Origin of the sequence: Algibacter sp. R77976 (assembly GCF_044594645.1) — a bacterium.
Lineage (GTDB): Bacteria > Bacteroidota > Bacteroidia > Flavobacteriales > Flavobacteriaceae > Algibacter_B.
The window spans coordinates 3,638,109-3,651,494 of the sequence record NZ_CP138989.1 but is presented as its reverse complement, the minus strand read 5'-3'; the positions used below and the strand labels follow the sequence as shown (position 1 = coordinate 3,651,494).

Below are 13,386 nucleotides of genomic sequence, written 5' to 3'. Positions count from 1 at the left end.
TGAATAGTATCATCATTGTTTCCTTAGCTCGTCGACAGGTTCATAAAGTTTCTTATTTTTGAAACTATGTCACTTAATCAATTTTCAGAATTTATAAATACTATAAGCTCAAAACCGCTTTATGTTTTGGATGCAACTATTCCAAAAGATAAATACATACCTATAGACATATCTGAATCAAACGAAACTCTTAATACTATAGATGTGTCTTCATCATCTAAACTAGGAAAGTTTGTAAATAATCATCTTAAAACCCATGATGCTCAAGTGGCTTATGGCGGCTATTTAGAAGTTAGAAATATTTATAACAGGAGTAAACATTTTAATAGTCAAGCTGAAGAAGCTCGTAATATTCATATAGCTACCGATTTATGGTGCGATGCTGAAACACCAATTTACGCGCCTCTAGAAGGAACTGTGCATAGCTTTAAAAACAACACCAATTATGGTGATTATGGTCCCACAATAATGCTAAAGCATCATATTAATAATGTTGAGTTTTACACACTTTTCGGGCATTTAAGTTTAGGATCTATTAAAAATTTAAAAGTAGGACAATTGTTTTCTAAAGGCCAACAAATAGCAACTTTAGGTGATGCTACGGTAAATGGCGATTATCCACCACATTTGCATTTTCAAATAATTAAAGATATTCAAGATTTTAAAGGAGACTATCCGGGAGTTTGTAGTAAAACCGATTTAGACTTTTATAAAAGTAATTGCCCTAATCCTAATTTGATGTTGAAGTTATTATAATAATAGTTTACTTGGTTTTTGAGAATTCAGCAATATGATTTTTCGGTTTTTACTTTTTAAAACTCAAAAAAAAAATCGAAAAAATAAACCAAGCATTTTCATTTTTCAATCAGTTTAAAATTCCACTTGAGTAAATTTCAAATAAGTAGCTTAAATATCTTTCTATTATTTAATTCAGGGTTTGTAGCTTCAATCAATTTCATTTACTTGTTATGCTTGTATTTTTTGCTCTTTTCCAATTAAGAAATATATAATTGCACCAAAAAAATTAAACAAAAGAACAACCAAAACCCAAATCAATTTATTATTCCCTTTAAATTTATTTTTTAAAATATCAATTAACGCAACAATGGTTGGTATAATTCCCACTAATAGAATAAACAATATTGTGATTGTTTGCCAAGTTCCAATTGCTCCGAAGTGTGTCATAATTCCGTTTTTTATTAGAATTTCGTTTTTCCTAAATTAAAGAAATATTTTATAAAATGTTAAGCGCAGATTATATTTTATTTTTTACTTTTTTAATTTGTTCTAATAATATTCCAAGTACAATAAAAAACAAACCTATTATTGTTGATAAATAAATGTCTTCATCTAGAACAAAATAAACGATGACCAACGAAAGAAATGGGACTAAAAAAATAAACTTACTTACTTTAGCTGTAGAAACAGACAAATCTAGTGCTTTAGACCAAAGTACGAAGGTTATACCCATTTCAAAAAGCCCAATATAACTTGCGCCGAGTATACCATTTATATGAGGAACTCCAATTTTCGAAAATGAAATTGTAGCTATAAAAATGTAAATAATCCCAAAAAGAAAATTCAAAAAAAGCTTTGGTAGATCTTTTCGTTTGTCTTTTATATTGAAAATCCAAAATAGAGCCCAAATAATGGCTGAGCTAAGCGCTATAAGTGCACCAGTCAAATTGGTAAATCCGAATCCCAAAACATCTCCTTGTGTTGATATTATTAGTACACCAAAAAAACTAATTATTATAGAAATTATACTTTTTATATTTATTTTTTGATTAAGTATTGGAATCGATAATAGTACTAACATAATGGGCCAAGTATAATTAAGAGGCTGAGCCTCTTGAGCAGGTAAAAGGGAATAAGCTTTAAATAGCAAAATATAATACAGGAATGGATTAAGTAAACCAAGAACTGCCGAACTCAAGTACTCTTTAAAAGTAAACTTAGACAATTCTCTAAATTCATTTTTTGCAAATAGTATAATAAGAAGAACGACGCACGAAATTAGCCCAGAGAAAAGCAAGAGCTGTAAGAAATCTAAATATCTTAAAGATATTTTAAATGCAGACGCTACTGAAGACCAAACTAGTACGGCACATATAGCATAAAAATATGCCATTTTTTGGTTTTTCATTCCTTTTAATTTTTTGTTCAAACATATAAAATTAAAAGAGAAAATCTAACAAAAAGAATTATTGACTGTTATCAGGTAAATTTGCGCTACGTATTCGCAATAGCTTTCGTAGCGTGTTTAGGTATTAAAGTTAGTAAATAAGTTGTTGAAATAGACATTTACTATTGCAAAAAGTGGACAACCTTATTATGAAAACTATGTTTCGAGATTAGCTTAAAAATACTTGGTTTTTAACACAGTACTTTGTTGTGCATAGTTTTTATTATTTTAATTGTTTTTCCGTTTTGTTCATATTTGGATATTCTTTCACGAATTTAATCAAGACAGAATCTCCTAATTTAATTTTTTCAAATTCGCTTGAGCCTGATATTGTCAGACGCGATTCATATTTTGTACCTTTATAATTAAATTCAGTTATTACATAAGGTGATGTTTTCGCACCATATTTCTTTTTTATGATTGTTCCGTTTGTCAAGATTCCATCTTTGTTAATCCAATTTTTAATTCTAACAGAATTAAAATAATGAATCAGAAAGAATGATAAGGCTAGACCTAATGATAAGTTTGTTATCAACTTCCTTTTTTGTTTAGGCAGTATTTCAGTCAATATTCCAAAAACAATAACGGTATTTGTAAAATGACAAAGCCCAGCTAAAATAAAGAATCCCTCAAATTTTAATTCTTTGTACCAAAAGAAGTATATAGCTATTTCTAAACTAATTATAATAATTCCAAAAACAATTAATACTCTTTTCAATCAGTTCAGATTATGGTTTGGTCAAATGTCTTGTCCTGAAATATGGCTACAGGTTAAAATTGAATTTACGCTGATAATTTATGTACCATATTAGGTGTTTTATAATCTAAAGATAAGTGTAATCTTATTTCGTTTTATAAATTAATTGCATTTTTTGCAGCTCTATTTGCGTGAGCTACGTTATCAAAGGTTTGGTCTAAATAAAACTCATCTTTTAAGATGCCGTTTACGCGTTCTGCCATTGCGTTTTCATAACAATGATTTTCTTCAGTCATACTAATATTTATCTTTTTTCTTTTCAGTATTTGTGTATATACATTGCTACAATACTGTATTCCTCTATCAGAGTGGTGTATGAGTCCTTTAAGGTTTTTAGTATTATAAATAGCCTTATTAAGCGCTCTTACACAGCCTTTTAATTCCAAGCTATCACTAAGATCATAACCAACTATTTTTCTAGAATGCATATCCGTTATTAATGCCAAGTAACAAAAGCCTTTTACAGTTCTGATATATGTAATATCAGATACCCAAACTTGGTTTGATCTCTTAACTTCCATGTCTTTTATGAGGTTGTTATACTTATAAAAACGATGATAAGAATTGGTTGTTCTCGCACTAATTTTCTTTCTAAGTGTAAGCATGTTATGTTTTCTAAGAACATTAAATAAAGTATCTCTACCGACTTTAATGTTGGCTTTAGCAAACTCCTTTCCCAAAGATTTTATGAGTTTACGCACACCTTCTCTAGGAAGAGATTTGCGTCTTTTTCTAACGATATTAATAATCTGTTGTTCAAGTTCTAAACGTTTATCAGCTCTATGCTTATATTTATAATAAGCATCACGTTTTAAGCCGAAACAACTAGATACATTAGATAAAGAAGCAAATCTCTTAGATTTGATTTTGGCTTTTATTAAGGCTTCGTATTTAGTTTTTTTTTGAGTTGTTGTACGTTTTTGTAACCTAGTTTTTCAGCAGCTACTTCAAGGTAAGATTCTTCTACCATAGCGTCCAGATCCTTTTTAAGTAGAAGCTTTTTGAGTTTTTCATTCTCTTTTTGTAGCGCTTTAATTCTAGATATTTCGTCTTTAGTTTCCACTTTTACTCTGGTGTTCATTAAGTCTTTATGATTGTACTTTTTAATCCATTCATTAACTGTTGTAGGTGCAATAGAATAGAGTTTGCAAAGTTCGCTCTTTGTGTGTTTACCTTTACTAAGTTCATCAAGAATTTTTAGTTTAAAAGGCTCTGAATACCGTCTAATTACTTTGTCATTTTTGTACATAATGTTTAAAATTATGTAGCCTTTATTCAGGACGGGTCATTATTACAGCCAACGGTTACGTATATGAAATGTTGCGTGTTTGTGTGCGAGGATTTTCCGAAGGAAAATCAGAAGCTAGCAAACAAAGCAATTAACTTTGGTTAAGCCTAAAATAGCAATTTTTTATATACAATGTTAGGTGTAGTTTTTATTCGGTTAATCTATTTTTTAAATCCATTCTTTCGTGTAATATTCTTATGATTTCAATTCTGTCTTCAGAAATTAAATCGTAAAATATTATATGTTTTCCAGATTTAAGACCGAGTAAATTGTCAATTACTCCAAAATATTCTTTTCCTACATCAGGATTATCACCTATTCCTTTACAAGCAAGCTTGATTGTTGCATAATATTTGTCAGCTTGTTTTTCCGACCATTTTTCGTAAGTATAGTCCCAAATGTCATTTAAGTCATCTATGGCTTCTTGTCTTAAAACAACTTTAGCCATTCTTTCTTTTTTCAGCTTTTAATCTTTGTAGGTTTTCTTCAAAGTCGAAATCTTCCACTATTGGACTATTCAGTCCTTCTTGGATAGCATTTCTTAAAGCAATCATTTTGCTTTCTTCATTTTCCAAAAGTCGAAGTCCAGCACGAATTACCTCGCTCACATTTTTATATCTTCCAACAGAAACTTGTGAACTCACAAATTGGTCAAAATAATTTCCAAGTGATATAGACGTATTTTTCATATTTTAATAATTTACTCAAATTTACCAATTTTTGGTAAAAACTCCAAATTTATCTCGATTTTCAAATGTCTCGTCCTGAAATATGGCTACAGGTTAAAATTGAATTTACGCTGATAATTTATGTACCATATTAGGTGTTTTATAATCTAAAGATAAGTGTAATCTTATTTCGTTTTATAAATTAATTGCATTTTTTGCAGCTCTATTTGCGTGAGCTACGTTATCAAAGGTTTGGTCTAAATAAAACTCATCTTTTAAGATGCCGTTTACGCGTTCTGCCATTGCGTTTTCGTAACAATGATTTTCTTCAGTCATACTAATATTTATCTTTTTTCTTTTCAGTATTTGTGTATATACATTGCTACAATACTGTATTCCTCTATCAGAGTGGTGTATGAGTCCTTTAAGGTTTTTAGTATTATAAATAGCCTTATTAAGCGCTCTTACACAGCCTTTTAATTCCAAGCTATCACTAAGATCATAACCAACTATTTTTCTAGAATGCATATCCGTTATTAATGCCAAGTAACAAAAGCCTTTTACAGTTCTGATATATGTAATATCAGATACCCAAACTTGGTTTGATCTCTTAACTTCCATGTCTTTTATGAGGTTGTTATACTTATAAAAACGATGATAAGAATTGGTTGTTCTCGCACTAATTTTCTTTCTAAGTGTAAGCATGTTATGTTTTCTAAGAACATTAAATAAAGTATCTCTACCGACTTTAATGTTGGCTTTAGCAAACTCCTTTCCCAAAGATTTTATGAGTTTACGCACACCTTCTCTAGGAAGAGATTTGCGTCTTTTTCTAACGATATTAATAATCTGTTGTTCAAGTTCTAAACGTTTATCAGCTCTATGTTTATATTTATAATAAGCATCACGTTTTAAGCCGAAACAACTAGATACATTAGATAAAGAAGCAAATCTCTTAGATTTGATTTTGGCTTTTATTAAGGCTTCGTATTTAGTTTTTTTTTGAGTTGTTGTACGTTTTTGTAACCTAGTTTTTCAGCAGCTACTTCAAGGTAAGATTCTTCTACCATAGCGTCCAGATCCTTTTTAAGTAGAAGCTTTTTGAGTTTTTCATTCTCTTTTTGTAGCGCTTTAATTCTAGATATTTCGTCTTTAGTTTCCACTTTTACTCTGGTGTTCATTAAGTCTTTACGATTGTACTTTTTAATCCATTCATTAACTGTTGTAGGTGCAATAGAATAGAGTTTACAAAGTTCGCTCTTTGTGTGTTTACCTTTACTAAGTTCATCAAGAATTTTTAGTTTAAAAGGCTCTGAATACCGTCTAATTACTTTGTCATTTTTGTACATAATGTTTAAAATTATGTAGCCTTTATTCAGGACGGGTCAAAATGTTTGCCAACGTTGATGTGTATGATTTCGTTGCATGTTTAAGCACTAAAGTTAGCAAATAAAAACCGAATAGAAAATCCGCGAGGATTTTCGTAAGCAGGCTAGAACTAGCAATGAATTATACACGGTGTTGCCAGTAGTATTTTATTCCACTTTCTTTTTAATTAGTTTTAATTCTCCGTTTTCAACTTTCCAATGTTTGTTGTATTCTTTGTCTTCTGAATTGTGTCCAATAACAAATCGTTCGGTCAATTTTGGAATTCCGTTTTTCAATTCATAAACATCTCGTCCGTGTTCGCAACAGCCATTTCTCCAAGTCGAATTAATTTGCTTTTTTTTGTAATCAAATTCAGGTGAAGTTATTTCTCCGTATTCTGTGTTTTTTTCAAAGAGTTCATTTGTCGGATTATAAATCCAAAATAGAAAAGGAACATTCGGTCCAGCAGGAAGAAATTCCATTAGCCTAAAATCCGTTTTCCCGTCAAAATTCATATCCTCAATTGCAAAAAGTTGGTCGTTTGGAAAAGTTTTACTGAAATAGTTTTCACTAGGTTTTATAGTTTGCGTTAAGATTCCATTTTTCAGAACCTCAATTTTAGTTATTTCACAGTCGGTTTCTCCGCATTTTTTTGTCAGACAAAATTCAAATTCCGCATTTGAAAACTTTATTATTTCTTGGGAATAAAGTTCGAATGAAAGCAGAATTATTAATATTAGCAGAGTTTTTTTCATATTACTGGCAACGTTTATGTATAAGAATAGTGCGGTTTTGTGTGCGAGGATTTTCCGCAGGAAAATCAGACGTAACAAAAGTGCACGGACTCTTGATTAAGCACTAAACTAAGCATTATTTTTATACGGTGTTGCCAACCGTTATTCTTTTTATACTGTTTTTTAGCTATTCAAGTCAGTCCGTTGCAACAGTTGCGTTTTGCTTGGTGTCAGTCAGAAGTTTTTTAAGATTATGTTTTCTAAATTTAGATTTCATTTCATCTTTCCTTTTTTTCAGCTTGATAGCGTATAAAGTATAATAAAATATAATGCAGGTATAAAACCGAAAATAACGAGTGCTATATTTTTCCTAAAGTCATTTTTTGTTTTTAACCAAACTATTAAAGGATATAAAAAAGACAATATAAAAGCCAAATAAACTAGTCCTTTAGAAATCAGGATTCCATATTCATAAATATATTTTTGTTCAGAAAATCTGTAAGAATTTAGGAAGCCTAACCATCTTAAAAGAAGATTTTGAGCAAGAAATAAATAGATAGCTATTAATAATGTTTTAGTAGATATAATAAATTCAAAAATTTTTCTCATTTGGCTTACGTTCTGTTTTAATGGTTGGCAACGGTTTTGTGTATGATTTCGTTGCGTGTTTCAGCAACTAATTTAGCAAATACAAACCGAATAGAAAATCCGCGAGGATTTTCGTAAGTAGGCGAGTACTAGCAATGAATTATACACTTCTTAACTTAGCATTTCATTAAATTAGATAAATTAATCATAAAGAACCAAAGAGAGGAATAAGGTTATTATACACGCAGAAACCTAGATTTCGTCAACATTGATAATCCCTTCTCTTTTCTACGTTAAATTCGTACAGTTCTATGAAGCTTCAGACTTCGATTTTAAGTTGTTGAATTCACAGTAGATTGGCTCTTTACAATCCTTTTTTTTGTTATGAATAAAGATATTAAATATTTAGGAATCGACATAAGTAAAACGGTCTTTGATGTTTGCGATAATAATGATGATTATTATCAATTTAAAAACAATTTATCAGGTTTTAAAAAGCTATTAAAGTTATTAGGTTCTAACACGATATGTGTCATGGAAGCCACAAGTTATTATCATTTACGTTTAGCTTATTTTTTGATAGAACATAACCAAAACGTTAGTGTTGTAAATCCATTAAAGATTAAACGTTACATCCAGATGCAATTATCAAAAATAAAGACAGATAAGAGCGATTCAAAAATGATACAAGCTTATGGAGTAGATCAGGAACCCTCATTATGGTTTGGTCAGTCCAAAAGCCAGCAAGATAGCTTGCAACTATCACGTTTGCTTAGTCTTTACATAAAACAAAGCACGCAGTTAAAAAATAAAATACATGGAGAAGAAGTTTTAGGAACACCATCCAAATTAGTGGTTAGGTCTTTAAATCGACAGTTAAAAAGTTTAGAAAAAGAGATAAAAACTTTAGAGGAACAATTACTTAAAAATGTTAAATTAGAATATCAAGAATCATTAACCTTATTGAAAACAATACCAGGTATAGGAGATAAAACAGCTTTAATGTTATTGGTTTTTACAGATGGATTTACACGTTTTGAGAGCTATAAAGAACTATGTAGTTACGCTGGCATTACACCAGTAATAAGGCAGAGTGGAAGTAGTGTAAACGGACGACCACGAATAAGTAAAATGGGTAATCCAAAACTCAGGAATTTATTATTTATGTGCAGTTTTAATGCTTGTAAATATAATAAAGCATGCAAAGCACTTTTTGATAGACTTGTGGCCAAAGGAAAGAGTAAAAAATTAGCCTTGGTTGCTGTATGTAATAAGTTACTAAAACAGGCTTTTTCAATAGTTAAAAACAGATTACCGTATGATGCAAATTTTAGAAGTGTTCTAGTAAATAATTAATTGAATATTATTAGTTTTTTACCTCAGTTCTTTGTTGGCTAACGTTTTAATTATTATCAACATAATTTTTAATACATTCAACACTTTTTGATCGTGTATTAATTTCATGAAAAGTTATAGAATCCATTTCTGAATTGACTAAAACTAGATTTAAAGGCTTAAAATGTAAGGATTCATTACCGTCAAAAAAATCCATTTTTAATGATTTACCATATTTGTAATTCAAAAATGCTTTGGTTGAATCTGTATCAAATCCATTTGGTTTGATGAAGTACATTGTATCTGATTCAACATAATAGTGAGTCCAATTTGTTATAATTCCAACATTAGAAATAACTTTAAAAGAATCCTTTTTCGTGAAAAATTCGAAATATTCATTATTCGAAGTACAGGTATACCAATTCCCTTCCAAATTCTTAAAATTAGAATTACATGATAATAATGAACTAATAATTAAAGCTGAAATTAGTATTCTTTTCACTTTCTTAAATGTTTGCCAACGGTGAGGCTATGAGTAGTTGCGTGGGTTAGCACTTAAATTTGCAAGTACACACCTAACTGAAAATCCGCAAGGATTTTCAGAAGTAGGCGAGAACAAGCAATTACTTATAGCCATTGTTGGGCATAGTTTTTTTTAATTTTTAAATACTGTTCGTTTCAATATTTGCCAAATGATTAAAATCAGAATTATTATTCCGTACTTAATCCATTTAGCTTTTTTTTCTGTTTTTATTAATTCCTCAACTTCTGATGTTTGATTTGGACTTTTAAACTTTTTAAATATTACCTTTTCCATTAATTCGTCTCCGTCCGAATGGTCAAGTAAAATTCCTATTCTTCTTTTTGCAACTCCAAAAGTAAAGTCCTCCATTAATTGGTCTTCTGTGAAATCCTCTTCTGGGTCAGCATCATCTTTCCAGAAATTTTTATTGTCCTTTGTATATGACCTTTCATAGATTTCGTTTTCTTCCTTAATTCTCTCTCCAAACTCAATTCTTGGTTCGTCAGAAGATATGATTTTGAGTCTTTTTTTAATTCCGTTTTCTATTACAGAATATCCGTGATAATTAACAGCACTATGGCAAGCTACAGTCACGATTTCAGATGTGGGAAATAATTCGACCAGATTCTTTTCTTCCTTTGTCAGATTTAGTTTGTCTGCTCTTTCAAGACTATTTGTTGTAATCTGATAATCATCGCTAATAACTATGTTTCCGTTGAAATATCCAATATTTATGGACTTGTCGTTAGGATATATGCACTCATCAAGAGTCAATTCTCGGTCAAATTCATAGTCTGATTTTCCGAGCGCATTTAGAATTTCGTTTTCGTCAGTAAAATTCTCTTTATTTTCAATTATTATTAATGATGATTTCCATCCCATATTTTGGTTGTGTTAAATTATGCCCAACGTTTATGTATAAGAATAGTGCGGTTTTGTGTGCGAGGATTTTCCGCAGGAAAATCAGATGTAACAAAAGTGCACGGACTCTTGATAAAGCACTAAACTAAGCATTATTTTTATACGGTGTTACCATACGTTTTTTTATTGCGTTACTGTTTTGTTTTTATTCTTGAAAATCAAAATACTCAATATTGTTCCGATTAAAAAACCAATGAATAAATAACGTCCAAAATTCAGATTGTCAAAATTCAGTTCTGTTTGAATTCCGTTTCCAATGTCAAATTCAGATAGTTTTTGTAACCTACTGTTCAGTTGAAATATTCTAAATTGCCAGAGCAAAATTCCGCAAACAACCATTATTCCGTAAGAAACCAAACCTTGATTCATAAAGTTCAGTTTGGTCAATTTTTTTATGGTCAGATAGAGTAGAGGAATAATTCCGATTGATATAGCAAATAGAATATGCGAATAAAACTGTCCGCTTATATTTCGGCTAACAATTCGAGTGTTTTCATTCGTTATTTGAGAAAGGGAAAAGTCAAAAAAGTAATCTCGAATTAAAAATCCGATAATAGATAATATTAAAATTAGTCCTAAATATTTTAATGTGTTCGTCATTTCTCAAATGTATGGTAACGGTCTCGGCTAAGCGTAGTGCGGTAGTAAGGAAACTTTTGGTTTCCGTCTGCGCACTAAGCTAAAGCTTTTGGTTTAGTTTTATTTTTTCTTGTCTAAAGCTAAATCCCAAAGATTTAGCGACATTATAAATATACACAGACCTTTCGGTTTTGCCTGAAGTCCGCATTACGTTTAGCCATTGTTAGGCAACGTTTTTTTTTACGTTCAGCTCAAAGAATTGATTTATTTTAGTGAGTAATTCCACCTTCGATTTGTTCATATTCAGAACTCCATAAAATGGATTATTAATTGATTTGTCAATGAGTTTTCCATTCCGAATTTTCATTAAATGGGGAAACTTATTGTAATGTTTTAGCCCATATAGCGCTTCAGAAATAAATTCAGAATTATATTCCGATTTAATTTTTTTTCCATTCAGATATACGATTTCAATTCCGTCATTCAGATTAGGCACAATATCCTCTTCTATATATTGCTTTGAGTTCTTTCTATTGTTGTAACAGAAGAAATTCTTTCCGTTATTTTTGTTAAGAAATTCAGCGTACTTTTTTTCAAACTTTTTCCGTTGAAAATGTCCAATCGGAATAATAACTATCATAAATGGAATTGCCAGAATAAATAGGGGAATACCAATTATGATTATTGGAATGAATATTAATATGTTTTTCAGCTTTCTCAATGATTCTTCAAAATGTTGCCTAACGGTCTCGGCTATGAGTAGTTGCGTGGGTTAGCACTTAACTTTGCAAGTACACACCAAGTTGGAAATTCCGCAGGAATTTCCAAAGTAGGCGAGGACAAGCAATTACTTATAGCCATTGTTGTAAACAGTTATTTTTTTATTCGTTTCAATTCAGTTAGTCGGTTTTTATACATCTCAAAAATGACATCAGGATTCCATTCTTCGTCTTCCGTTTTTCCGTGTCCAAGTGACATTAGAGCAATTAATTCGCCGTTTTCAGCATAAAATTCACAATTCCAGCTCATTTGAGTGAAATGGTTTTTCGGCATATAATTTTCCGTTTCTTTTGCGTAAACCAACTCTCCATTTTTTTCAAAATAGATTTCTTGATAATACGTTTCCTTTTCGTGTGACTCAATTTTTATTATTCGGTTTCCATTTTTCAGGTTGCATATATTCCAGAATTCCGTTTTGCTATTAAAGTCCGAAACAGCATCAATTCCACCCAAACAATTCGATGAATTTTGGTCAAATTCGGCGTTGATTTCAGAACGTATTTTTTCTTCCTTTTCACGTTGGCTTTGAGCGTTACAACTCAAAATTCCAAATGTCAATATTAAGGTCAGAAGTGCGTTTTTCATAATTGTTTACAACGTGTTTGTGTATGATTTCGTTGCGTGTTTCAGCAACTAAATTAGTAAACTAAAACGAACCAGAGGAAATTCCGAAGGAATTTCCAAGTAGGCTAGAACCAAGCAATGAATTATACACGGTGTTGTGGGTAGTTTTTTATTTTCACATTCCGACAGTTTCATAAATATAACTAATTCCAGTTTTTGGATTTCTCAGATATCTCGAACGTTCAAATTCGTCGGTTTGGTTTTTTGCATAAATCAGATAATTTTGGTCAGGTTTAAACCATTCTGGTAATTCAGTCCAACTTTTCCAATCGTTCCCAATTGTGTCAATTTCAAGTTTATTATATTCTACGAATTCGTCGAACCATTTTTTGTCAGATTTGAATTTAAGAAACAGTTCATATTCGAGTGTAAAATGTGGTGATTGATAGTATTCTCCTTTTATTAATTCAATTTCTTTTGGTGGTCCACTTCGTGCCCAATATTTATAAGCTTTTTCAGGATTTTTTGTTTCGGTCGAAAAACAACCTACCAAAAGAAAAACAATTCCAAATAATGATATTTTCTTAATCACATTCATTTTTTTAATCAGTAGTGCACAAAATAAGAATCCGTTTCTTCTCCGTCGTCAACCATTTTTATTTCAACATCAAAGAGTTGATATTCCAACCTTTTTTTCGTTTCGTTGTCAAATTCTGCCAATTCTATTTCATCAATATCTTTTGTTATTTTATCTCCGTTATGCCATTTTTCCGTCACAATTTTTTCAATCAGAATGTTTAATTCAGGTGAAGGAATTTCCTTTTCCGATTTATGCCAAATAAATTCCTGTTTTTCTTCTGGGTCATTTTCATCATAGATTGCAATTCCGCTTATTGAGTCAGCCGTTTCATTGGTCAATTCAATTTTCTCAACTCCGTATAATTTGAGATAAGATTTTAAGAAATTCAGTCTTTTTGATTCGTTCATATCGGTTTTCTCAAATTACCCACAACGTTGTTGTATATGGTTTGTTGCGTGGTTTAAGCAATAAAGTTAGCAAATAAAAACCGAATAGAAAATCCGCGAGGATTTTCGT

Annotated in this window: 19 protein-coding genes; 2 read left to right on the top strand and 17 right to left on the bottom strand. The window is 30.6% G+C overall.

The annotated features are described in order from the left end of the window. Positions 1-66: 66 nt before the first annotated feature. Positions 67-756 carry a peptidoglycan DD-metalloendopeptidase family protein gene (locus SJY43_RS15715; protein WP_396601687.1) on the top strand — a complete coding sequence of 230 codons (690 nt, stop codon included), beginning with the start codon at positions 67-69 and terminating at the stop codon, positions 754-756. A 210-nt stretch (positions 757-966) separates the two neighbouring features. On the opposite strand, the gene SJY43_RS15710 is transcribed toward SJY43_RS15715, so the two are convergent. From SJY43_RS15710 to SJY43_RS15665, 10 genes are all read right to left on the bottom strand, one after another. Next, entirely contained in the window at positions 967-1,185 is a 219-nt protein-coding gene (locus SJY43_RS15710) for a PLD nuclease N-terminal domain-containing protein (RefSeq protein ID WP_396601686.1), read from the bottom strand. A gap of 70 nt (positions 1,186-1,255) precedes the next feature. After that, positions 1,256-2,146: a DMT family transporter gene (locus SJY43_RS15705; RefSeq protein WP_396601685.1), complete on the bottom strand. Its 891-nt coding sequence runs from the start codon at positions 2,144-2,146 to the stop codon at positions 1,256-1,258. Between the two features lie 262 nt (positions 2,147-2,408). After that, positions 2,409-2,903, bottom strand: coding sequence for a hypothetical protein (locus SJY43_RS15700; protein ID WP_396601684.1), 495 nt, complete (start codon positions 2,901-2,903; stop codon positions 2,409-2,411). A gap of 134 nt (positions 2,904-3,037) precedes the next feature. Then, positions 3,038-3,808: an IS3 family transposase gene (locus SJY43_RS15695; RefSeq protein ID WP_396603423.1), complete on the bottom strand. Its 771-nt coding sequence runs from the start codon at positions 3,806-3,808 to the stop codon at positions 3,038-3,040. A gap of 11 nt (positions 3,809-3,819) precedes the next feature. Further along, a complete protein-coding gene (locus SJY43_RS15690) occupies positions 3,820-4,191 on the bottom strand; it encodes a transposase (protein WP_396601683.1) in 372 nt (123 codons plus the stop codon). 187 nt (positions 4,192-4,378) lie between these two features. Next, positions 4,379-4,678, bottom strand: a complete 300-nt coding sequence (locus tag SJY43_RS15685; protein WP_021778630.1) for a type II toxin-antitoxin system RelE/ParE family toxin — start codon at positions 4,676-4,678, stop codon at positions 4,379-4,381. Beyond that, positions 4,671-4,919, bottom strand: a complete 249-nt coding sequence (locus SJY43_RS15680; protein WP_035329217.1) for a type II toxin-antitoxin system ParD family antitoxin — start codon at positions 4,917-4,919, stop codon at positions 4,671-4,673. Before SJY43_RS15680 ends, SJY43_RS15685 begins: the two co-directional genes overlap by 8 nt. A 174-nt stretch (positions 4,920-5,093) precedes the next feature. Next, positions 5,094-5,864 (bottom strand): IS3 family transposase, encoded by a 771-nt coding sequence (locus SJY43_RS15675; protein ID WP_396603423.1) that lies wholly within the window; start codon positions 5,862-5,864, stop codon positions 5,094-5,096. Positions 5,865-5,875: 11 nt separating this feature from the next. Further along, complete coding sequence (locus SJY43_RS15670; protein ID WP_396601682.1) at positions 5,876-6,247, bottom strand: transposase; 372 nt, start codon at positions 6,245-6,247, stop codon at positions 5,876-5,878. A gap of 186 nt (positions 6,248-6,433) precedes the next feature. Continuing rightward, the gene (locus SJY43_RS15665; RefSeq protein WP_396601681.1) at positions 6,434-7,021 is read right to left on the bottom strand and encodes an XAC2610-related protein; all 588 of its coding nucleotides are present in this window, start codon (positions 7,019-7,021) and stop codon (positions 6,434-6,436) included. Between the two features lie 951 nt (positions 7,022-7,972). Between SJY43_RS15665 and SJY43_RS15660 the strand changes: the two genes are divergently transcribed. After that, on the top strand, positions 7,973-8,944 hold the full coding sequence (locus SJY43_RS15660) for an IS110 family transposase (RefSeq protein WP_396601680.1): 972 nt from the start codon (positions 7,973-7,975) through the stop codon (positions 8,942-8,944). 46 nt (positions 8,945-8,990) lie between these two features. Here the strand turns inward: SJY43_RS15660 and SJY43_RS15655 are convergent, their stop codons facing one another. From SJY43_RS15655 to SJY43_RS15625, 7 genes are all read right to left on the bottom strand, one after another. Beyond that, complete coding sequence (locus SJY43_RS15655) at positions 8,991-9,425, bottom strand: hypothetical protein (RefSeq protein ID WP_396601679.1); 435 nt, start codon at positions 9,423-9,425, stop codon at positions 8,991-8,993. A 153-nt stretch (positions 9,426-9,578) separates the two neighbouring features. After that, positions 9,579-10,328, bottom strand: a complete 750-nt coding sequence (locus SJY43_RS15650) for a hypothetical protein (protein WP_396601678.1) — start codon at positions 10,326-10,328, stop codon at positions 9,579-9,581. A 162-nt stretch (positions 10,329-10,490) separates the two neighbouring features. Next, positions 10,491-10,967, bottom strand: a complete 477-nt coding sequence (locus SJY43_RS15645) for a hypothetical protein (RefSeq protein WP_152536876.1) — start codon at positions 10,965-10,967, stop codon at positions 10,491-10,493. Between the two features lie 202 nt (positions 10,968-11,169). Then, positions 11,170-11,667 (bottom strand): hypothetical protein, encoded by a 498-nt coding sequence (locus SJY43_RS15640; protein WP_396601677.1) that lies wholly within the window; start codon positions 11,665-11,667, stop codon positions 11,170-11,172. 152 nt (positions 11,668-11,819) lie between these two features. Further along, positions 11,820-12,311: a hypothetical protein gene (locus SJY43_RS15635; RefSeq protein WP_396601676.1), complete on the bottom strand. Its 492-nt coding sequence runs from the start codon at positions 12,309-12,311 to the stop codon at positions 11,820-11,822. 154 nt (positions 12,312-12,465) lie between these two features. Next, complete coding sequence (locus SJY43_RS15630; protein ID WP_396601675.1) at positions 12,466-12,882, bottom strand: hypothetical protein; 417 nt, start codon at positions 12,880-12,882, stop codon at positions 12,466-12,468. A 14-nt stretch (positions 12,883-12,896) separates the two neighbouring features. Beyond that, entirely contained in the window at positions 12,897-13,277 is a 381-nt protein-coding gene (locus SJY43_RS15625) for a hypothetical protein (protein ID WP_396601674.1), read from the bottom strand. Positions 13,278-13,386: the final 109 nt, after the last annotated feature.